The following is a 19274-nucleotide window of genomic DNA, read 5'->3' as shown; positions in this document are numbered from 1 at the left end:
GCACCCGCAGATCTTAAAGCTTCTCCAGACCGTCTCTGACGATCAGGGCGTGGTCGAAGGCGAGGGGCGGGAGCGCTTCGAGGGGGAAGACCTCTGCAGAGGTCGCGTCGGAGCCGGCCGCGAGCTCCCCCCGCCCCCAGGCGAGGTAAGAGACGGAGACGACGTGCCCCCGGGGGTCCCGATCGGGGCTGGAGTAGACCCCCACCAGCTTTATGAGGAGGATATCCAGCCCCGTCTCCTCCCTCGCCTCCCGCCGGACCGCCTCCTCGACGGTCTCGCCCGGCTCCACGAAGCCCCCGGGGAGGGCGTAGAACCCCTGGTATGGGGGGGTTCTCCCTCCTGATCAGGACGATCCCATCGGCGTAGAGGATGAGGGCGTCCACCGCCAGCAATGGCGTCTCCATGGGGACCAGAACGTATTTATACACTTAAAGGCAGTGGCCTACCGAAAGATTTATATTCGACAAATGACGTAGGCTGGATTGGCAAAAGTCGATGGAATTTAGTCTCCCTCCTTTACCCTACATCCAATATCGGCTTTTGCGCCCTTCTCTTCACCTTCTCCAGACAAATCCCCACTAGAGATATACATGGTGGGGCCTTGAGGTGCCCATGAACTTCTGCGTCATCAAGATCGGCGGAAGCCTGATCTCCGTCTCCAGAGATATCGTCAGGGGGCTTGGAGCCCTATCGGGGGATGGCGAGCCCTTCCTCATCGTGCCCGGGGGAGGGGCCATGGCCGACCTGGTGAGGGGGCTCTACGATGAATACCATTTATCGGAGGAGACGGCCCACTGGATGGCGATACTGGCGATGGAGGAGTACGGCCGGCTTCTGGCGGACGGGACCGGCGCCGCCCTCACCGCAGAGATATCCAGGCCCGCCTCGGGGGTCTGGGTCCTCCTCCCCTACCGGCCCCTGCTGGAGGACGACCGGGAGCTCCGCAAAAGCTGGGATTACACCTCCGACGCCGTCGCCGCCCTGGTGGCCAGCAGGCTCAAGGTCGATCTGGTCAAGGCGACGGACGTCGACGGGATCTTCCTTCACGGCCGGCTCGCCGACGAGGTCCTGGCGGAGGAGCTCATCGGGACCGAGACCTGCATCGACCAGGGATCCCTTCGGATTTTGATGGAGTCTGGGAGGAGCTGCCTCGTCCTGAACGGCACGGACCCGGACCGGTTCATCGCGAAGTTGATGGCGGGAGAGGGCGGAACCCTTATAAGAGGGAGAGGTGTTGGTCGGAGCGGTCCTGACGTAAGGGAAAGTTTATACCCTGGGATCGATCAAAGCAGGTAGAGAGAGGAACATGACGGAAAAATCAGAGAGATGTATGTCATGCGGAGTGACGCTGATCGGGCCGGGTGGCGCCAGGTTCCCCTGCCCCAACTGTGGGGAGATAATTATTAGGTGCAACAAGTGCAGAAAGCAGAGCAACCCCTACACCTGTCCAAGCTGCGGGTTTTTGGGTCCGTGAGGTGAGAGGATGGGGGAAGTTGCTGCCAAGCTTAAGGTGATGCCCGAGGGCGCCGACGCCGATATGGAGAAGATGAAGGCAGGAATCAAGGCCGCCCTTCCGGAGGGGGCGAGGCTCCACGGCTTCGCCGAGGTGCCGATAGCCTTCGGCCTGAAGGCCCTGATGGTCGCCGTGATCCTGGCAGAGGGGGTCACCGGGACTGAGGGGCTGGAGGCGGCGGTGGCCGGCGTCGACGGGGTCCAGTCGGTAGAGGTGGAAGAGGTCGGACTCCTCTGAAAACCTCCCTCTTCGCCGTTTTGATGGGGCTCGTAGATCAGGGGTAGATCGCTACCTTCGCAAGGTAGAGGCCGCGGGTTCGAATCCCGCCGAGTCCATAAGGCTCCTATTCTCTTCGATATCGGTATTGGCCGTCCCCCTCGGTCGGTCCCGTTGGTATACACCGGGCCGTTGGTATACGTCGCCCCTTGGTATCGGCGGTTTTGTCGGTACAGGCTGCCGCCTTGGTATGGCCCTTCCTATCTATTCCGTCGATGAGCGAGGCCATCCGCCGGGTTTGCCCTCCTCATCTCCTCCGCCGTCTCGGCGATGAGGTAGCGGGCGTACCGATCTTCAGGGTCGAGGGCTGCCGCCCGCTCGAAGCATTCGAGGGCGTCGCGCCGCCTCTCCAGGCGGAGGAGGAGGAAGCCCCGGCCCATCCAGGGGCCAGCATCGGCAGGATCGATCGCTGCCGCCCGGTCGATGGAGGCGATGGCCTCCATGTACCGGCCCATCATCCCGTAGACCCGGGCCGCCCTCTTCGCCGCGGCGTTGCCTGGGTCCTTCTCTGTAGCCCTCAAGTAGGCCCTCAGGGCGAGATCGAGGTTCCCCTCGCGGAGGTGTGAGTCCCCCTCCAGGATCAGATCTTCGAGGTTTACCTTCCGGTCCCGGCCGTCCTTCGACCGGAGGAGGAACGAAAAGGATGAAAAAAGGCGACCGAGGCCGATGATGCCTCGGGTCATCCCGGGGATCAGGGTTTCAGCCGCCTGATCTCCAGGTACTTCACCTCGTCCCCCTCCTGGCGGGCGAAGACCATCTGCTTTCGGACGCTATGGGCGAGCCTGACGGCCCGGGAGACGACGGGGAGGTGGAATATGTGCCCCTCGGGGACGGAGTGGACGAGGTACTCGGAGTGGGGGACCTTCTTTGAACCCTCCACCCTCTTATAGACCCGGAAGTGGCTTCCGAACTTGAACCCGGTCTTCACCACCAGCCTCCGGTCCCTGAGGTCCCGATAGACAAGCCTCTTCATATCGAACTCCTCCTCGACGAGCCTAGACCGCCTCGAAAACTCCTCGGGGGTGAGGGGGGCTCCAGACCGATCGACGATCCTGAGGACCCCCTTCTCCAGGAGGTACGCCGACTCCACCAGGGAGAGCTGGAGCCTCCCGCCCACGGGCTTGCCGTAGAACCCCCCCTCGTGGAGGGCCTCGGAGGCCTCGGGGTCCCAGAGCATCACCCGATCCTCCAGGAGGGTGGCGGTGCCGCCCGGGGCCTCGACCTCCATCTCGCCCTTCAGATCCCTATCCTTCGCCTCGTAGAAGGTTATGTCGCTCTCCTCGTCGACGACCGCCAGCATCAGCCTCTTTCTCATCTGCCTTGCGATCTTTGCCGGCTCCACCAGCTCTTTGAGGGGGACGGGCTCCCTCTCCGATACGACGTGGACGTAGAACTCGGCGGGGGTCTTCCCGGGCTTCCCCCCCCGGGGGTAGACCCGGAAGTCGGTGACCCCCGGCTGGACGTAGTAGCCCCTCTCCCGGAGGTCCTTGTAGACGACGTACCGGAACTCAAAGCCCGCCTCCAGGGCCGTCGCCGCCTCAAAGAAGGACTGGAAGTCGAGATCCTCTCCGCCGACGCGGACGGATATCCGACCCCGGTCCAGAAGGTAGGCTGCCTCCACCAGGGAGAGGTGGAGGCCCCCGGGGACGGGCCTCCCGAAGCTCCCCTGCTCGTAGAGCTCCCCCGTCGCCGCTCCGCCCAGGAGGACCTTATCCCCCGACAGCTCGCCCAGGATGGGGTCTTCGGCCATGATCTGTTCGGTCTCAGGTGGAGAGGCTGTCAGGCCAGACGCCGTGGACGCATGAAAGGGCCTCGTCTACGGTGCTGTGGACCTTCTCTGCCGGATACCCGACGCTGAGGAGGTAGGACTCGACGTGGTTGGGGACGGCGATGGACATCTGCTCGACCATCAAGACCGTCTGGAGGATGGTGTAGTCGCCGAGCTTGACGGGGATTATGGTGTCGGAGACGAGGAGCTCGAAGATCTCGGGGCTGATGGGCCGCTCGAACCCGGAGAGGAAGGCCTCCATGATCTCGCTCGTCCACTCGTGCTTCTTTCCTCCCTCGTCCTTGTAGGGGATCACCACGACCTCCCTCGTCTTCGCGAGGCTCTCTACGAAGTCTTCGGGAGCGACGTCGCCCTCGAAGACGAACTCGAGGAAGCTGGTGTGGGGGACCGTCGTCGGGATCTTGGAAGCCCTGATGCTGTAGGAGACCTCCTCGAAGACCGTCCCCGCGTCCGTCCCCTGGTGGCCGACGCCCTTGCCGATGGAGACGGCGGAGGGGGATGCCCGGACGACGGTGTGGGGGTCGCCGTGCCTTCGATCGATGTTGCCGAGGACCATCTTGAGGCCGAGGGGGCGGGCAGCGAGGGATGCCCTGCAGATCCCCGTGGTGTTGCAGCTGGTGCACTGGATCAGCCTCGGCTTCGCCTTAGAGAAGGCCTCATAGTTCTCAAGGCCGAAGAAGAACTCCCTCTTGAAGTCCGCCTCGAGGTCGCCGGAGATCTCGACGCCTTTCTCCCGGAGAGCCGCCATTATCTTATCCCGGTGGGCACCTCCCATGAGGGATACGGTGCAGCCGGCGGCGAGACCCGCCTCGGCGTAGGGCGTCTCCTGATCCCCTGGGGTCCCGATCATGATGAAGTCGGAGTCCTCGAAGAAGTCGGCGTATCCTCCCTGGACCGAGAAGCCCGCCCTCTCCCACTTCGCCCCATCGGCGTCGTCGGAGACGTAGGCTTTGACGTCACAGATCCTGATCAGCTTGCTGAGGATGCTCTTAGCCCTGCCGTGGGGCTGGCGGAGGAGGACGTTCAGATCTCCCCCGATCCCGGCGGCCTTCTTGACCGCGTCCAGGGCGAGCACGGTTCGCTTATTCTCCGTCCCGTCGAATCCGACGAAGCCTGCATTGGATTTCAATCTCATTCCTCCTGGGTTGATGAAAGAAGTGTCCCGATATAACCTTTCCTGCTGAGCTCCCTCTTCGATCTCCTGCCGGGGGAGGCCTTCAAGAACCCTCGAAGGTCTCCATGATCCAGGCTACGACCTTATCCGCGTTCTGATCGGGGTCCAGACCCTCGGCGTCCACCACCACCTCGGGGCTCTTCGGCTCCTCGTAGGCGACGTTCACCCCCGGTACCGTCGCCCCATCATCCACCGCCTTCGCGTAGATCCCCCTGGGGGAGTAGACCGCCTTCCGCCCCCGCTCCCGCTCGATGCAGGCGGGGAGGGAGGCCTTGACGTAAACCTCCGCGAAAGTGGGGACTAACATCCGCGCCAGGTCCCGGTACCTCCTGCGGTTGGCGGTAGCATCGACGATGACGTTCGTCCCCGCCTCCGAGAGGAGCTTGGCCATGTAGGCGAGGCTGGCGTAGACCACCTCCCTCTCGAGATCGGTGTAAGTCGGCTCGGGGGTGATGACCCGGCGGATCTCGTCCAGCTCCAGGACCTTCACCCTGATCCCCCGCCCTTCGAGCCTGGCCTTGACCCCCCGGGCAAGGGTGGTCTTTCCGCAACCGGGAAGCCCCGTGAACCAGATGACCCAGGACATGGAGGAGGAGACGCCCCCCCGCGAATAAATATCATTCCCCCGGGTTCCAACAAGTTTGAGGGGATGGTCGCGTTCCGGAGCCGATATCGGTCCATCAGACCCCAGAGGATCGTCCTCAGAAGGCAAATACTTCGAAGAAAATATTCGATCGAACAAAAGATTAATATAAGTGTTCTCGATATATAGAGATGCAACGGGACATATCCATCTCTGCATAGGGATAATCAGAGGTATAAAAATATGACCAATAAAAGAAACTTCGCGTTGAGGGACGCTGATGGGACCGAGATCGGCGTTTTCACGGGAAAACAGCCGAGACAGGCGGCTTTGAAGGCTGCAAACCGCGGATATACCGACATTAGGCTGCGGGAGAGGGGCACAAAGAAGGTCCACCTCTTCAAGGGCGAGAGGAAGCTGGTGGTGAAGCCCTCCAACGCCCCCGACTGGATGCCCAAGGAGATCTGGAAGCCGAACGTCAAGAAGGTGGGGATAGAGAAGCTGGACCAGATCTGAGGATCTCGTCCCTCCAGGGGGCGGCAGGCGGTAGACCGCCCGCCGCCATCTTATCCTCCAAATTGGCCGTCCAGGCCGGCGGTGCAGCTCACTTTTTTAGGCGATTCGGCTCGATTATCATCCATCTCCTCAGGCCTCGTCTGCGTCGAGGCTGAGGAGGAGCCTCACCTCCCTCCCCTGATGGTCGACGGTGGTCCATAGGACCTCCCTCACCGTCCCGGATATCTCGTACTTTCCGGTCCCCGACCTCTCCACCTCCACCTTTCGGGCCACCTCCAGAAGCTCGGTGAACTCGGCGAAGAGGGGGTCAGTGAAGGTGTTCCTACCGATCTGCTCTCCGTCTACATCATAGACTATCGTCCCGTCGGGGAGCATCGCCCAGATCTTGGCGTGGCCTTCGGGCTGGTGGGGGGCGAGGGCCTCGCCGAAGAGCTCCGTCGCGTTGACGAGGACCGTCACCGCCCCCATCAACCTGCCATCCTCATCGAAGACCGGCGACGCGAAGTCCATGGCGGGGATCCCCTCGACGGAGATAATGTAAGCGAGCCCCGCGGGCCGCCGGGTGGCCAATAGCTCCTGGATATGCTCCTGGTCGTCTATCCTCTCGCCCACCACATACCTGTACTCCTCCGGCGCCACCTCCAGGATCGTGCCGTTGAGGTCGATGGTTATGCAGTCGACGACCCAGGGTCCGACTCCACCAAGCTCCTCCAGAACCCTTCGGGCCTCCTCCCCCACAATCCCCGTCTCGGAGAGGGCGAGGCTCGCCCCCAGGAGGGCCCTGTCGATCTCCAGAAGCTCCCCGCCGACGGCCTCGGCCGCCAGGACGAGGTTCCAGACCGGCTCCCCCCCGGCGATGGCGGCGGGGAGGAGGAGGGCCAAGACCATCCCGACTCCAGATAACTTCCGCATCTTCTCAGAGGATATACCCATGAAAGTCCTATTCTTCGATGGCATCATAGCATCACCAGATTACGGAAGGCCATCTCCTCCGAAAGGATATACCCTTCCCCTCCGAGGGGGCGCCAGGGCTGAAGATCGGCCCCAAGGAGCCGGATGAAAAAAAAGAGAAGGAGAGAGGGCTCAGCCGAAGAGGGCTCCGAGGCCCTCGATACCGCTCTCCTCAGCCTCTTCCTTATCTTCCTCCGCCTCCTCGGCGGCTGCGGGGGCGGCTGCGGGGGCGGCCGCGGCGGGCGCGGCAGCCACGGCGACGCTGGGGGCCTTGGAGAGGACGTCCTCGATGTCTACGCCCTCGAGGGCGGAGACGAGGGCCTTGATCCTTACCTCGTCGGCGGCGACGCCTGCGGCGCCGAGTATCGTCTTTATGCCCTCTTCGGACACGTCTTTACCAGAGCTGTGAAGCAATAATGCTGCATATACGTATTCCATCTTTATCCACCTCTTCGTTCCGATCAACCAAACAGGGCAGAAAGTCCGCCAAGTCCGGCCTCTTCATTCTCTTCCTTCTCGGCCTCTTCGGCCTTCTCCTCTTCCTTCTCCGCCGGGGCTCCAGCGGCCGGCGCCTCCGCCGGCCCGCCTTCGACCAGGTTCGTCAGGACTGACGCATCGGCAGCCGCCCTCGCCAGGAGGGCCTCCATCATGCCGGGAACGGGGATGGCGCACTCCAGGACCAGATTCCTGGCCTTAGAGGCAGCCCTCTGGAGGAGGGGAGCGATCGTAGTCGGCGTCGCATACCCTATCTCCAGGGCGAGGCCCAGGGCCTGGGATGATGCGGTGCTCATCTGAGAGAGGATGCTATCGACGTCGATGGTGAGATCTACCGCCTTATAGACTAGGCCTCCCTCGTAGACGGCCAGAAGCTCAAGCCCCACCTTCCTCGGGAATATCTCCATCAGCGAGAGAACTTCTGCGAGCTGGGCCGATACCGTCTCGCCCTCTTCGACGACCACCTTCGTCTCGTTGATGACCACCTTGCCGCTCTTTATGGCGGCGGGGATGCCAGCCGCCTGGAGCTTCCCCACCATGGGGCCGGGGGAGAAGGAGGTCTCACCCTTCTCGATGACGATGTCTTTGGGGGCCTTGCCGCCGGCCTTTATCGGCATCGGCTGCTTCTTCTCCTCCAGCATCTTACAGAGCCTGAAGGGGTTTACGTCGGTGAATATGAACGCCGTCTGACGGTCTATCCCGTCGGCCAGGGGGAAGACCTTCTCGGAGCACTTCTCTATCGCCCGGCGGGCGATGTTGTTCCTGACCATCTTTATGGTGGCCACATCCCTCAGCTCCGACCGCAGATCCTGGAGCTGCTTTGCCGGGATCTCCGCGAGGCCCACCAGGCCCACGACTTGGGTGCTGTTTATCCTCTCGACCAGCTCCTCGACCTCTTCGATCTTCCACTTCGGGACGTGCTCTGTATGGCGTACCTGGACGGACATTTCAGATCACCTTTATCGCTGGACCCATGGTAGTCTTTACGTATACGGACTTCAGGTTCTGCTTTCCGTCCTTGAGAGCCTGCTCGAGCTTGGTCGTGACCGCCTCCACGTTCTCTGCGATCTTCTGGACTTCCATCTCCCTGGAGCCGACGGCCATGTGGAAGGTGAGCCGGTCCCGGGATCTGACCCTCACCAGGTTCCTCTGCCTCTTGATTATGGGCGTGATGTCCACGTTAGGGGGCAGGGGCAGGGGCATCTTCCCCCTCTTTCCCAGGATGGGGCCCAGCTTTTTGCCGATCGTCGGCATCAGGCTCGTCTCGGCGATGAAGTAGGTGTACTCATCGGCGATCTTCCGCGCCCGCTTCTTGTCGTCGCCCAGCTCACCGAGCTCGTCTGGAGATATCACCAGATCCGCCCCAGCCCGCTGAGCCATAAGGGCGGTCTCGCCGCTGGCGAAGACCGCGACCTTGGCAGATCTGCCCCGGCCGTGGGGGAGGATGATCTCCTCGTCCACCCGGTTGGCCGGCTGGCTCATGTCGATATTGTGCAGGTTGATCGCCAGATCGACGCTCTCACTGAACCTCCTCTCGGGGGCCTCGGAGATCGCCTTTCTGACGGCGTCTTCTATCGTCTTGTTCATCTCAATCCTCCGTAGTCCGCGACTTGCAGTCTACTACGGCATCTCAAAAAGAGAGTCCAGATTCCGTCTGCAATCCTCTATAATAACTTTTCGTCTATGCGAGGATCTCGTCGAACCTTCCCTCGTCAACCGCCGCCTGGGCCTCCTTCCGGGGCATACCCTCTACGGTGATGCCCATGCTCCCGCAGGTCCCGATGACCTCCTTCGCGGCGCTCTTCATGGAGACGGAAAGCAGGTTCTTCCTTTTGATCCCTGCGACCTTGACCACCTGTTCCATGGTCAGGTTGCCGACGATCTGGAGAGCGTTGCCGGATCCCTTCTCCAGCCCCACCTCTTTGAGGACCAAGGCCGAGGTCGGAGGGGTTCCCACTTCCACCTGGTAATCCGTCCTGCTCCTCACCGTAACCTTGACCGGGACCTGCATCCCGTTCAAATCCGCCGTAGCCTCATTTATCTTCTTCACCACATCTGCCACGTTGACCCCTAGAGGTCCCAGGGCGGGTCCCAGGGGTGGTCCTGCGCTGGCCTTTCCACCGGGGACCAATACTTCAACAAAACTGGCCAAGAACTTCACCTCTGAATCTCATCTTTGCTGAGGACGCGGACGTGGTCGCCCCTGACAGTTATGGGGATGGGGACCATCGCCTCGAAGAGCTCTACAGTGATCTCCTCCTTCCCGATGTCCACCCTCTTGACCCTCGCCATCTCGCCCTTGAAAGGTCCCGAGATCAGCTCCACAATGGCGCCTTCGTTGATCCCGACCACCGCGGGCTTGGGCGTCAGAAAGTGCTCCACCTCTCCGAAGCTGGAGGCTCCCTTTATGACAGAGCGGGCGTGGGGTACCCCCTGGATCGCCTCCTCGACGATCTCCGGGGCCTTCGCCTCCACGAGGACGTAGCCCTTCAGGACGTCCGGAACCAGAAGCGCTGTAATGTCGTACTTCTCCTTCCGCGCCAGCTGGGCGATGAGGTTTGCCACGGACCGTTCCTGATTTGCTGTGGTCTTAACTACGAATATGCTGGTCTCGGCCATTCTGACGAAATGACAGTCGAACCGGCTATATATAGGTTTTCAGCCAGCACCGATACAGCCGAATGCTCGTTATCGAATCCGAGGAGGCGGGGGGAGGGCCGCCGCGACGAGGCCGCCCCCGCCACCATTGTACCGCCTACCCCGGGGGCCGGAATCCCGAAAGGTTCATATAGAAGTTTAAACACCTCGCAAGCCATCAGATCAACTGGAGGAAGAAAAAAGATGGCAGGACTAGGGGGAACCCCTGTACTCATACTGAGAGAGGGCAGTCAGAGGACTGCCGGCCGTGAGGCCCAGAAGTCGAACATCATGGCCGCCAAGGCCGTGGCCACCGCCGTCAGGACCACCCTCGGCCCCAAGGGGATGGACAAGATGCTCGTCGACACCCTCGGCGACGTGGTCATAACCAACGATGGCGTCACCATCCTCAAGGAGATGGACATCGAGCACCCGGCGGCGAAGATGATGGTCGAGATCGCCAAGACCCAGGACGACGAGGTCGGCGACGGCACCACCACCGCCGTGGTCCTGGCGGGAGAGCTCCTCAAGAAGGCGGAAGAGCTCCTCGACCAGGAGATTCACCCCACCGTCATCGCCGCAGGATACCGGGCCGCCGCCGAGAGGGCGATGGACATCCTGAAGGAGATGGCGATCAAAGTCTCCCCCAACGACGACGAGCTTCTGAAGAAGATCGCCATCACCGCCATGACCGGGAAGGGCTCTGGCGTCGCTCGAAACGAGCTGGCGGAGCTCTCCGTAAAGGCCGTCAAGGCGATCGTCGACGAGGACGGGACCGTGGACGTCGATAACATCACCGTCGAGAAGAAGGTCGGCGGCGGGATCACCGACTCTCAGCTCGTCTACGGCATGGTCATCGACAAGGAGAGGCTCCACCCCAACATGCCCAAGAAGGTGAAGGACGCCAAGATCGCCCTCCTGAACACTGCGATCGAGATCGAGAAGACCGAGGTCGACGCGAAGATCGAGATCACCTCCCCCGACCAGCTCCAGGCCTTCCTGGACCAGGAAGAGACGATGCTGAAGGATATGGTCAACAAGATCGTCAGCACCGGGGCCAACGTCGTCTTCTGCCAGAAGGGGATCGACGACCTCGCCCAGCACTTCCTGGCCAAGGCCGGAGTCTACACCATCCGGAGGATCAAGAAGAGCGACATGGAGAAGCTCGCCCGAGCCACCGGCGGCAGGATCGTCACCAGCATCCACGACCTCGCGGAGAGCGAGCTCGGCCGCGCTGGCCTCGTCGAGGAGAAGAAGATCGCCGGCGACGACATGACCTTCGTCGTGGAGTGCGAGAACCCCAAGTCGGTATCGATCATCCTCCGGGGCGGGACCGAGCACGTCGTCGACGAGCTGGACCGGGCCATGGAGGACGCCCTCAGGGTCGTAGGGGTGGCCCTGGAAGACTCCCTGCTGATGCCCGGCGGCGGCGCCCCCGAGATCGAGCTGGCCCTCAGGCTGAGAGAGTACGCGGCCACCGTAGGCGGCCGGGAGCAGCTCGCCATCGAGGCCTTCGCCGAGGCCCTGGAGATCATACCCAAGACCCTCGCCGAGAACGCCGGCTTCGACCAGATCGACACCCTCGTCGCCCTCCGGAGCAGCCACGAGAAGGGGGTCAAGACCGCGGGCCTCGACATGGAGACCGGCAAGCCCTCCGACATGCAGGAGAAGGGCGTAGTTGAGCCGATGAGGGTCAAGACCCAGGCGATCAACTCCGCCGCCGAATCCGCCGTCATGATCCTCAGGATCGACGACGTCATCGCCTCCAAGTCCGGCGGCCCCGGCGGCGAAGGCGGGATGCCCGGCGGCATGGGCGGCATGGGCGACATGGGAGAGGACTTCTGATCCCCTCCCTAAATCACCATTTTTTATAAGCCGTCTGTTTTAAAAAATGAGCCTCAGAGCCCCCTGCAGGCTCTGGTCTCATAAGCCTCCTCGATGGCAGGCCTGTAAAACTTCTCGGTGTACTCCTTCACCATCCTCCGTGAGGTGAACTGGGGTCCGGTGACCTTTATCGCCTCCTTCATCACCCCGACCCATCCCCGGGGGACGCCCTTGTCGTCCACCCGGTAGTATAGGGGGATCACCTCCTCTTCGAGGATCTGGTAGATCGTCTCCGCATCCCGATCGTCCCTGAGATCCTCGCTCGGACCCTCACCCCCCTCGAAGCCCCACCCGTTCTTGCCGTTGTAGCCCTCGACCCACCAGCCGTCGAAGACGCTGAGCTGGGGTACGCCGTTTAGGGCGGCCTTCATGCCGCTCGTCCCCGAGGCCTCCATGGGGGGCCGGGGGTTGTTAACCCAGACGTCGACGCCGTGGACGAGGTACTGGGCGAGGTACTGGTCGTAGTCCTCTACGAAGGCGATCCTCCCCTCGAAGCCCTTGTCGGCGGCGGCGTTGAATACCTGCTGGAGGAGGAGCTTCGACTGCTGGTCGTCGGGGTGGGCCTTCCCCGCGAAGATGATCTGGACCGGCCTCTGGGGGTCTGTGAGGATCCTCCGGAGCCGTTCGGGGTTTCTGAGGAGGAGAGTCGCCCTCTTGTAGGAGGCGAACCTCCGGGCGAAGCCCAGGGTCAGGGTCGTGGGGTCGAGGAGGGTTCCGAAGGCCATGATAGTCCTGGACTCGGACTCGGGATCCCTCCACTTATCCCTCGCCCGGTCCTTTATCTTGTTTATCAGGGATCGCTTCATCCTGAGGTGGTCCGCCCAGAGGACGTCGTCGGGGATCTCGTCGAGAAGCTCCCATATGAGGGGGTTGTCGTGCTTTTCGAGCCAGTCGCGGCCGAGGTACCGGTTGAAGGTGATGTTGCCGAGCCGCCGGTCGATCCAGCTGGGGACGTGGATGCCGTTGGTGACGTGATCTATCGGTACGTCCTCTGTGGAGTGGTCGGGCCAGAGGTGGTGCCACATATCCTTCGTCACCTCCAGGTGACGTCTGCTGACGCAGTTTCGGTGGTGGCACATCCTCAGGGCGAAGGCGGTCATGTTGAAGCCGCTGGCGGGGTCTCCGGGATCGAAGCCCAGCCGGAAGAAGTCGTCCCGGCTCATCCCCAGCCGACCGAGGTACGAGCCGAAGTACTTTTCCATGAGAGAGAGGGGGAACTTATCGTGGCCTGCGGGGACGGGGGTGTGGGTGGTGAAGACCGTCGACCTCCTAACCACCTCGGCCGCCTCGTCGAGGCTCATCCCCCTCTCGACCCCCTCCCGGATCCGCTCCAGGATGGCGAAGGCCGGATGGCCCTCGTTCAGGTGGAGGACGGCGGGGTCTATCCCCAGCGCCCTCAGGACCGTCACACCGCCGATCCCCAGGACGATCTCCTGCCTCAGCCTCTGCTCGGAGTCGCCGGTGTAGAGCCGGTCCGAGACGGTCCGGTTCCAGGGGTCGTTGGCGTCGACGGCGGTGTCCATCAGGTAGAGGTCGGTCCTTCCCACCTGGACCTTCCAGACCTCGACGAAGATCTCGCCGTCCAGGAGGGGTATCTCCACCAGGAGGGGCTCGCCGTCGTCGTCCCGGAGCCTCCGGATCGGGGCGTTCTCTCGGTCGAGCTTCTCGCAGGCCCCAGCCTGCCATCCGTCGGGGGTGATCCTCTGGAGGAGGTACCCCTCCGGGTACATGAACCCGACCCCGACGGCGGGTACCCCCAGGTCGCTGCACTCCTTCAGGTAGTCGCCGGCGAGAAACCCGAGGCCTCCGGCGTAGACGGGAAGGGCGTGGTGGAGGCCGTACTCAGCGGAGAAGTAGGCTATCGTCTTATCTTTGGGATCTCCTATGTTGTTACAGAACCAGCCGCTGGTGGGGTCCATGTCCCCCTCAAACCTCGCCATGACGGCGTCGTAATACCTCAAAAAACGGGGGTCGAGGGAGGCGAGCCTCAGAACCCCGTCGTCCAGCTCATGCATCATCTTGACGGGGTTGTGGCCGTTTCGGCTCCAGGCGGCCCTGCCGCCCAGCATCATGAACAGCTCCCTCCCCTCGGGGTGCCAGGTCCACCAGAGGTTATAAGCGAGGTCGCCGAGCTTGGCGATCCTCGCCGGCAAGTTCGGAAATTTGTCTCTTGGTCTATAGTGCATGATCTCTCCTTCCCATCACCGGTCTCGCTTACCATGGGCCTAGGATGATTTTACCTTTTCCACCACCATGGAGAGAACAAGGAGAAGGGCTCCCGACCGCTTTGGAGTCTCGGATCAGGCCTGAAAGTTCGGTCATGACAAAAAAATACCGGGGAAGAAGATGAGCCGCGAAATAGGTATGGGCGGGCGATGGTTCACCCGAGCCCAAGCACCGTCTTTCTTCGTCAACCGAAGCTGAGAAACTGAGATCTACATCCCTTCAGTGGGGACGAGCTCCCTTCCAGCGTCGAGCCATGCCGGAATTCCACCTACCACTACCCACGCGTCCCGGTCGCCGAATATTCTCATAGCCGCTACCGCAAAGGCAGAGTTGGTGTCAAATGTACATACAACAGCGATGGTCTTGTCTTCCGGGACCATATCCATATTTGGAATCAACTCCGGGAAGGGTACGTTGATCGAGGCTGGTATGTGACCCGAGTCATAGCCTGCGGCGGGCCTCACATCCACGATCACGATGCTCTCGTCACCGGCGTCGACGGCGTCAATAAGGTCTTGCATCTCCATCAGGAGGAGGTTGTTCTCAGGGAGGCTCATAAAGAAGGCGTCGGCCTCCGCCATGTAGTCGACTTCTGCCGCCTCATCGGTTTCAGCCATTTCTTCGACCTCGGCCATCTCTCCATCCTCGTCTCCAGCCTGAACCGAGAATGCCGCCACAAATAGTCCCAGGAGGACTAAAAGAAACAGAGTTTCGTTCTTCATGCGGTACCACCTGAGTATATATTTTATTATAATGGTATATATCGTTTGCGGACATATTGAATTAAATGATTCGTCGAAAATTAAAATTTAATCTTATGCAATTGATTCGACCAACCCTGATATTCTGGAGATGCAAAATAGATTTACTTTCAATAGGATCGGTCACCGGTCCGGGATCGGATATGCTGGGTAAGTCTCAATCCTCGATAAAGGCACCTCTCTTCCAGCGGCGAAGGAGTAGAGGGGCGCAAGCTCCGTCCCCGAGAGGCCCAGGGCGGAGGAGAGGGGGTCGTCGAAGTAGCAGCCTATGCCGCACCCCCTCAGCCCTGCGGCCTCCGCCTCCAGGTAGAGGGTCTGGCCGACGATTCCACATTCCCAGAGGAGCCGGCAGTAGAACCAGGGGCCGAGCTCCTCCAGGCAAGGCCGGAGCCTGGCGATCATGGCGAGGGAGAAGCAGCCGTCGGAGGCGATCTTCTGGCCGCAGGAGAGGGCCCTAGACAGGTCGCGGAAGTCGCCCCCTTCCAGCATGTAGAATCCCGGAGGCGATCCTTTTGGCCTCTCCCAGTCGAAGCTCTCCCTGGCGGCTGACTGGAGGAGATCTTCGTGGTCGGGGTTTCGGACGAGAAAGTACAGCCCCCGATCGAGCCCCAGGACCCGGTGGACGAAGATAGCGAGGTGTACCTGGGGCCTCCACGAGAGGAGGTTGGTGGGGAACCTTCTTCGTCCCGGCAGAGTCCGGGCCAGGGCTCTGAATAGGTCGTCCCTGGTCATGGCGGAGGCGGGGTCCATGACGATGGCGCTCCTCCGCTCTCGGATCAGATTGCGCAAGGAAGATGACGGATAAGCGATCCCGGGCGGCGTTCCATTCTCCTTCAGCTCCATCCGGTCGAGCTCCCCCCGAGGTTTTGCTGTAGACCTCGCCATTTCGGCGAGGAGGGGCCAGTGGACGTGGCCCCTGCTGAGCCGGTCCGGCCTGCCCAGCCACTCCACCTCCCCGAACTCGGCCAGGACCCTCTCCGGGAGGGCGAAGTCTGACAAATCCGGGCCGGAGCCGCCGACCTGAGGATGGATCGCGACGAGGCAGTCGGGGATCTCGGCCTCGATCTCAGCCTCGGTCTCGCCCTCTCCATCCCCCTCATCCCCCGGGGACCGATCCCTCCCCTCGGCGCCGCTGGAGCCTGCCACTCCCAGCAGGAGGGCCAGGTCGTCGGTCCCGACGCCGTCGAGGAGGGTCGCTCTCCACCCCAGGGCCGCCGAGGCGATGCTCAAGGCTGCCAGGGCGTGGCCGACGTTGAGATGAAGGTAGCGGAAGGCCCTTTCGCCGTACTTCCAGGCCTCCCGCCAGGGTATCGAGTTTAGGCCGACGAGGACCGTCCCCTCCGGCAACCTCGTCTCGCGCCAGGCCTCCTCCGAGAACCGGGACCTCACCTCCAGGCCGTGCTCCCGGGGGGTGTAGTGGGCGACGGTCGGGAAGTCGAAGAGCCCCGGCACCGGCCCCGAGATGAGGTAGCCCTCGGTCGGGTGGAGGTTCCCGCTGGAGGGATTGACCCGGAGCGCCCAGGCCGCGCCGCCAGCCCCGGCCCGCCTCCAGGCCGAAATGGCGAGGGAGTCGAAGAGGAGCTGGGAGACGGTCTCAAAGTTCAAAAGCCGGGGCGGGACGCTCCCCTCGGTGAGGGCGAGGTCGTAGTCCGGCTCCTCGTCGGGAGAGGGCTCGGGCCGGGCCAGCTCCACAAGCTCCGCGCCCCGATAGCGCCGAAAGGGGGCGGGCTCGTTTGCCCAGTCCATCGTCATCGGCCCCGGGGCCATCCGGGTGAAGCTGTGCTTTGTCGCCTGGTGGTAGGCGAGAACGAATTCGAGCTCTTCGGACAATTCGAGATCCTCCTGGGCGTGTCGGGCGGCAGGGTCGGGTGATGGGACTGGTTCCTCCATCAAACCTTCTATCCACTTCTTTCATCCATTCGATATATCCATATACCCATCCGCCGGGATAACCCCCCTCGCCCTCGTCGGCGAACCGAGCAAGATCCTCCACGACGAACCCGGCGGACCCGCCCGGAGGGGCGGCTCGATGGCCTCCAGCTCCGCGATCCTCTCGAGGTTGAGGCCGGCGGGCTTGGCGGGCCAGGCATACCTCTTCCTCTCATCCCGGCACCCTTCGCTCACCGCGGTCTCTCCTATCCCATCGCGGAAGGGCGGCTCCGCCGGCTCGAGATCCGACGGGATGGAACCGACGGCGGAGGGATTGATGGCGGTATCCGTCCGGCCTCCTGGGACGCCATCGTCTCCCAGGTCGCCGGCCAGTCCCAATGTCGGCCGAACCATCTTCTGCAGAAGGGTTTTAGCCGAAGAGCTCCATCCATCCAGCAGAAGCACGTCGGAAGCTGAAAAGATGTCCAACTCCAGGGCAGATTCACCAGGGGATGACTCCGACCCCTTCCTCGCCGAGATCCGGAGGCTCCGGGGGGGGCGGGAGGCGGAGGAGGGAGAGGACTGGGTCGAGCGGGCGGTGGACCTGAAGGTAGACCAGCTCCTGGACCTCTCCGAGTGCCTGAGGAGCCTCGACCCCTCCCAGGAGATTATCGATATCAGAAATGAGTGCGACGGGATCCTGGAGGAGATGGTGACCGGGAGGCTCGCCGGCGAGGCGGCGGTGGGGAGGACGGACGATTTTCTCTGCAAGACCGCCTCCGTCATCATGGAGCGGCTCCTCGGCGAGATCGAAGAGGAACCGTGAGATCCGGATCGAGGGTCACGCCGAAAGCCCGGCCGCCGATCCCGCCATCATAGCTCCCTTGCCCGGATCGGAATCTCCTCCGGGAGGGTCCAGGGGGGGCTGACCCCCCAGCCCCTCTCGTCGAGGTCCGGAGCCGCCTCCAGAAGTTTTCGGGTGTAGGGGTGGACGGGCGCCGTCGTCACCTCGCCTGCCGGCCCCTCCTCGACGATCTTCCCTCCCAGCATCACCGCCAACCTGTCGGAGACCTTCCTCGCCAGGGCTATGTCGTGGGTTATGAAGAGGATGGCGAGGCCCCTCTCCTCCTGGATGTTGAGGAGGAGCTTCAGGATCTTCGCCTGGACGGAGGGGTCGAGGGCCGAGGTCGGCTCATCGGCTATGAGGAGCTTGGGGTTGAGGACGAGGGCTCTTGCGATCGCCACCCTCTGCCCCTCGCCGCCGCTGATCTGGTGAGGGTACTTCTTCAGGAAGGCGTCGTTGGAGGGGAGCTCCACCTCCTCCAGGACCTTTTTGGCGATCTTCATCCTCTCCGCGGCGCCTCCGACCTTCTGGACGAGGAGGGGCTCGGTGACCGCCTCGAGGACCGTCATCCTGTGGCTGATCGACTCCTTCGGGTTCTGGTATATCATCTGGACCTTCTGATAGAAATCCCGCCCCCTCCGGAGGAGGGGCTCCCCCTCCAGCCGGACCACCCCCTCGGCGAGGTCGAAGAGGCCGATGACGGTCTTCGCCAGAGTCGTCTTCCCCGAGCCGCTCTCGCCGACGAGGGCGATCGTCTCCCCCTCATAGAGGGTGAGGTCGACGCCGTCGACGGCCGCCAGGCCCCCGAACCTGGTCACCGCCCCCGAGATCTCCAGGAGGGGGACGATCCCGCCCCGGTGGCAGGCGATCTGCCGCCCGTCCGCCTCCACCAGGGGGGGGACCACCTCTGAGCAGATCTCTATCCTCTGGGTGCACCGATCGCTGAAGGGGCAGCCGGGTACGCCGTGGACCATCCTCCCCGGGATCCCCTGAAGGTCTTTTGTGGTGGTCATGTTGGGGGAGGACCTGATCAGCCCCCGGGTGTAGGGGTGGCGGGGGGAGCCCAGAAGGTCCTGGGTATCGCCGAGCTCGACGATCCGGCCGGCGTAGAGGACCGCCATCTTATCCGTCAGCCTCGCGGCGGTGGAGATGTCGTGGGTTATGACGACGGCGATCTTATCCTCCATCCTCTCTTTAAGGAGGCGGGTGATCTCGGCCTTGGTGACGGCGTCGAGGGAGGCCGTCGGCTCGTCGAGGATCAGGACCTGAGGGTCGTTTGCGAGAGCCATGGCGATGAGGGCCCTCTGCTTCTCCCCCCCGCTCAGCTGGTGAGGGTAGGATCGGCCCTTCGCCTCGCCCAGCCCCACGGCCCTGAAGAGACGGCTCACCCGGCCCTCGACCTCTCCGGGATCGGCCCTCTCTCGATGGACGTATATCGCCTCCCCCACCTGGTCGGAGACGGTCATGATGGGGTTTAAGGCGTCCTCGACGTTCTGGAAGACCATGGCCATCTCCTTGCCCCGGATCCTCCGGCGGGCTACCTCGTCGAGGGGGACGAGATCCTTCCCGTCCAGGAGGATCCTCCCCGAGACCTTCCCCTCCAAAAGGCCCATGAGGGCGAGCCCCAGGGTCGTCTTCCCCGCCCCTGACTCGCCGATGATGGCGAGGGAGTCGCCCCGGAGGAGGTCGAGGTCGACCCCCGCCAGGATCAGATCACCGTCGTAAGAGACCTTCAAATCTTGGATCTTGAGCATCG

General features: G+C 62.7%; 22 protein-coding genes and 1 tRNA gene. 7 read left to right on the top strand and 16 right to left on the bottom strand.

The annotated features are described in order from the left end of the window. Window positions 1-13: 13 nt before the first annotated feature. Entirely contained in the window at window positions 14-289 is a 276-nt protein-coding gene (locus MHAR_RS06395) for an NUDIX domain-containing protein (RefSeq protein WP_014586795.1), read from the bottom strand. Window positions 290-612: 323 nt separating this feature from the next. Here MHAR_RS06395 and MHAR_RS06390 point away from each other — a divergent pair, with 323 nt between their 5' ends. The 4 genes from MHAR_RS06390 to MHAR_RS06380 all read left to right on the top strand — a co-directional run bounded on the left by MHAR_RS06390 (window position 613) and on the right by MHAR_RS06380 (window position 1848). Further along, window positions 613-1296, top strand: coding sequence for an amino acid kinase family protein (locus MHAR_RS06390; protein WP_014586794.1), 684 nt, complete (start codon window positions 613-615; stop codon window positions 1294-1296). Between the two features lie 10 nt (window positions 1297-1306). Next, window positions 1307-1474 carry an HVO_2753 family zinc finger protein gene (locus MHAR_RS12895; protein WP_081472291.1) on the top strand — a complete coding sequence of 56 codons (168 nt, stop codon included), beginning with the start codon at window positions 1307-1309 and terminating at the stop codon, window positions 1472-1474. A 9-nt stretch (window positions 1475-1483) separates the two neighbouring features. Beyond that, on the top strand, window positions 1484-1750 hold the full coding sequence (locus tag MHAR_RS06385) for an elongation factor 1-beta (RefSeq protein WP_014586793.1): 267 nt from the start codon (window positions 1484-1486) through the stop codon (window positions 1748-1750). 26 nt (window positions 1751-1776) lie between these two features. Beyond that, window positions 1777-1848 (top strand) — tRNA-Ala (locus MHAR_RS06380). Between the two features lie 141 nt (window positions 1849-1989). On the opposite strand, the gene MHAR_RS12475 is transcribed toward MHAR_RS06380, so the two are convergent. The 4 genes from MHAR_RS12475 to MHAR_RS06360 all read right to left on the bottom strand — a co-directional run bounded on the left by MHAR_RS12475 (window position 1990) and on the right by MHAR_RS06360 (window position 5338). Continuing rightward, window positions 1990-2472, bottom strand: coding sequence for a tetratricopeptide repeat protein (locus MHAR_RS12475; RefSeq protein WP_014586792.1), 483 nt, complete (start codon window positions 2470-2472; stop codon window positions 1990-1992). An 8-nt stretch (window positions 2473-2480) separates the two neighbouring features. Further along, complete coding sequence (gene endA, locus MHAR_RS06370) at window positions 2481-3539, bottom strand: tRNA-intron lyase (protein ID WP_014586791.1); 1059 nt, start codon at window positions 3537-3539, stop codon at window positions 2481-2483. Window positions 3540-3552: 13 nt separating this feature from the next. After that, entirely contained in the window at window positions 3553-4707 is a 1155-nt protein-coding gene (locus MHAR_RS06365; protein ID WP_143763321.1) for a glyceraldehyde-3-phosphate dehydrogenase, read from the bottom strand. Window positions 4708-4795: 88 nt separating this feature from the next. Then, window positions 4796-5338 carry an adenylyl-sulfate kinase gene (locus MHAR_RS06360; protein ID WP_048144449.1) on the bottom strand — a complete coding sequence of 181 codons (543 nt, stop codon included), beginning with the start codon at window positions 5336-5338 and terminating at the stop codon, window positions 4796-4798. Window positions 5339-5578: 240 nt separating this feature from the next. Here MHAR_RS06360 and MHAR_RS06355 point away from each other — a divergent pair, with 240 nt between their 5' ends. Further along, window positions 5579-5851, top strand: a complete 273-nt coding sequence (locus MHAR_RS06355; protein WP_014586788.1) for a non-histone chromosomal MC1 family protein — start codon at window positions 5579-5581, stop codon at window positions 5849-5851. Window positions 5852-5980: 129 nt separating this feature from the next. Here the strand turns inward: MHAR_RS06355 and MHAR_RS06350 are convergent, their stop codons facing one another. The 6 genes from MHAR_RS06350 to MHAR_RS06325 all read right to left on the bottom strand — a co-directional run bounded on the left by MHAR_RS06350 (window position 5981) and on the right by MHAR_RS06325 (window position 9916). Beyond that, window positions 5981-6763, bottom strand: a complete 783-nt coding sequence (locus MHAR_RS06350; protein WP_143763320.1) for a cache domain-containing protein — start codon at window positions 6761-6763, stop codon at window positions 5981-5983. Window positions 6764-6934: 171 nt separating this feature from the next. Continuing rightward, the gene (rpl12p, locus tag MHAR_RS06345; RefSeq protein WP_014586786.1) at window positions 6935-7240 is read right to left on the bottom strand and encodes a 50S ribosomal protein P1; all 306 of its coding nucleotides are present in this window, start codon (window positions 7238-7240) and stop codon (window positions 6935-6937) included. 23 nt (window positions 7241-7263) lie between these two features. Continuing rightward, window positions 7264-8244 (bottom strand): 50S ribosomal protein L10, encoded by a 981-nt coding sequence (locus MHAR_RS06340; RefSeq protein WP_014586785.1) that lies wholly within the window; start codon window positions 8242-8244, stop codon window positions 7264-7266. Between the two features lies 1 nt (window position 8245). Further along, entirely contained in the window at window positions 8246-8884 is a 639-nt protein-coding gene (locus tag MHAR_RS06335; protein ID WP_014586784.1) for a 50S ribosomal protein L1, read from the bottom strand. A 94-nt stretch (window positions 8885-8978) separates the two neighbouring features. Continuing rightward, window positions 8979-9449 (bottom strand): 50S ribosomal protein L11, encoded by a 471-nt coding sequence (locus MHAR_RS06330; RefSeq protein WP_048144885.1) that lies wholly within the window; start codon window positions 9447-9449, stop codon window positions 8979-8981. Window positions 9450-9454: 5 nt separating this feature from the next. Continuing rightward, window positions 9455-9916 carry a transcription elongation factor Spt5 gene (locus tag MHAR_RS06325; RefSeq protein WP_048144447.1) on the bottom strand — a complete coding sequence of 154 codons (462 nt, stop codon included), beginning with the start codon at window positions 9914-9916 and terminating at the stop codon, window positions 9455-9457. 222 nt (window positions 9917-10138) lie between these two features. Between MHAR_RS06325 and thsA the strand changes: the two genes are divergently transcribed. Next, the gene (gene thsA / locus MHAR_RS06320; protein ID WP_014586781.1) at window positions 10139-11779 is read left to right on the top strand and encodes a thermosome subunit alpha; all 1641 of its coding nucleotides are present in this window, start codon (window positions 10139-10141) and stop codon (window positions 11777-11779) included. Window positions 11780-11832: 53 nt separating this feature from the next. Here thsA and glgP read toward each other — a convergent pair whose 3' ends face one another. From glgP to MHAR_RS06300, 4 genes are all read right to left on the bottom strand, one after another. Continuing rightward, entirely contained in the window at window positions 11833-14004 is a 2172-nt protein-coding gene (gene glgP, locus MHAR_RS06315; protein WP_014586780.1) for an alpha-glucan family phosphorylase, read from the bottom strand. Between the two features lie 249 nt (window positions 14005-14253). Then, window positions 14254-14766, bottom strand: a complete 513-nt coding sequence (locus tag MHAR_RS12470) for a rhodanese-like domain-containing protein (protein WP_014586779.1) — start codon at window positions 14764-14766, stop codon at window positions 14254-14256. A gap of 162 nt (window positions 14767-14928) precedes the next feature. Beyond that, a complete protein-coding gene (locus MHAR_RS06305) occupies window positions 14929-16695 on the bottom strand; it encodes a SagB/ThcOx family dehydrogenase (RefSeq protein ID WP_014586778.1) in 1767 nt (588 codons plus the stop codon). A gap of 21 nt (window positions 16696-16716) precedes the next feature. Further along, window positions 16717-17073: a hypothetical protein gene (locus tag MHAR_RS06300; protein WP_048144446.1), complete on the bottom strand. Its 357-nt coding sequence runs from the start codon at window positions 17071-17073 to the stop codon at window positions 16717-16719. 82 nt (window positions 17074-17155) lie between these two features. Here MHAR_RS06300 and MHAR_RS06295 point away from each other — a divergent pair, with 82 nt between their 5' ends. Continuing rightward, on the top strand, window positions 17156-17500 hold the full coding sequence (locus MHAR_RS06295) for a hypothetical protein (RefSeq protein ID WP_048144445.1): 345 nt from the start codon (window positions 17156-17158) through the stop codon (window positions 17498-17500). A 47-nt stretch (window positions 17501-17547) separates the two neighbouring features. On the opposite strand, the gene MHAR_RS06290 is transcribed toward MHAR_RS06295, so the two are convergent. Continuing rightward, window positions 17548-19272 (bottom strand): ABC transporter ATP-binding protein, encoded by a 1725-nt coding sequence (locus MHAR_RS06290; RefSeq protein ID WP_014586776.1) that lies wholly within the window; start codon window positions 19270-19272, stop codon window positions 17548-17550. Window positions 19273-19274 lie beyond the last annotated feature (2 nt).

It is taken from the genome of Methanothrix harundinacea 6Ac, assembly GCF_000235565.1.
Lineage (GTDB): Archaea > Halobacteriota > Methanosarcinia > Methanotrichales > Methanotrichaceae > Methanocrinis > Methanocrinis harundinaceus.
This window is presented reverse-complemented; position numbering and strand designations above follow the sequence as displayed.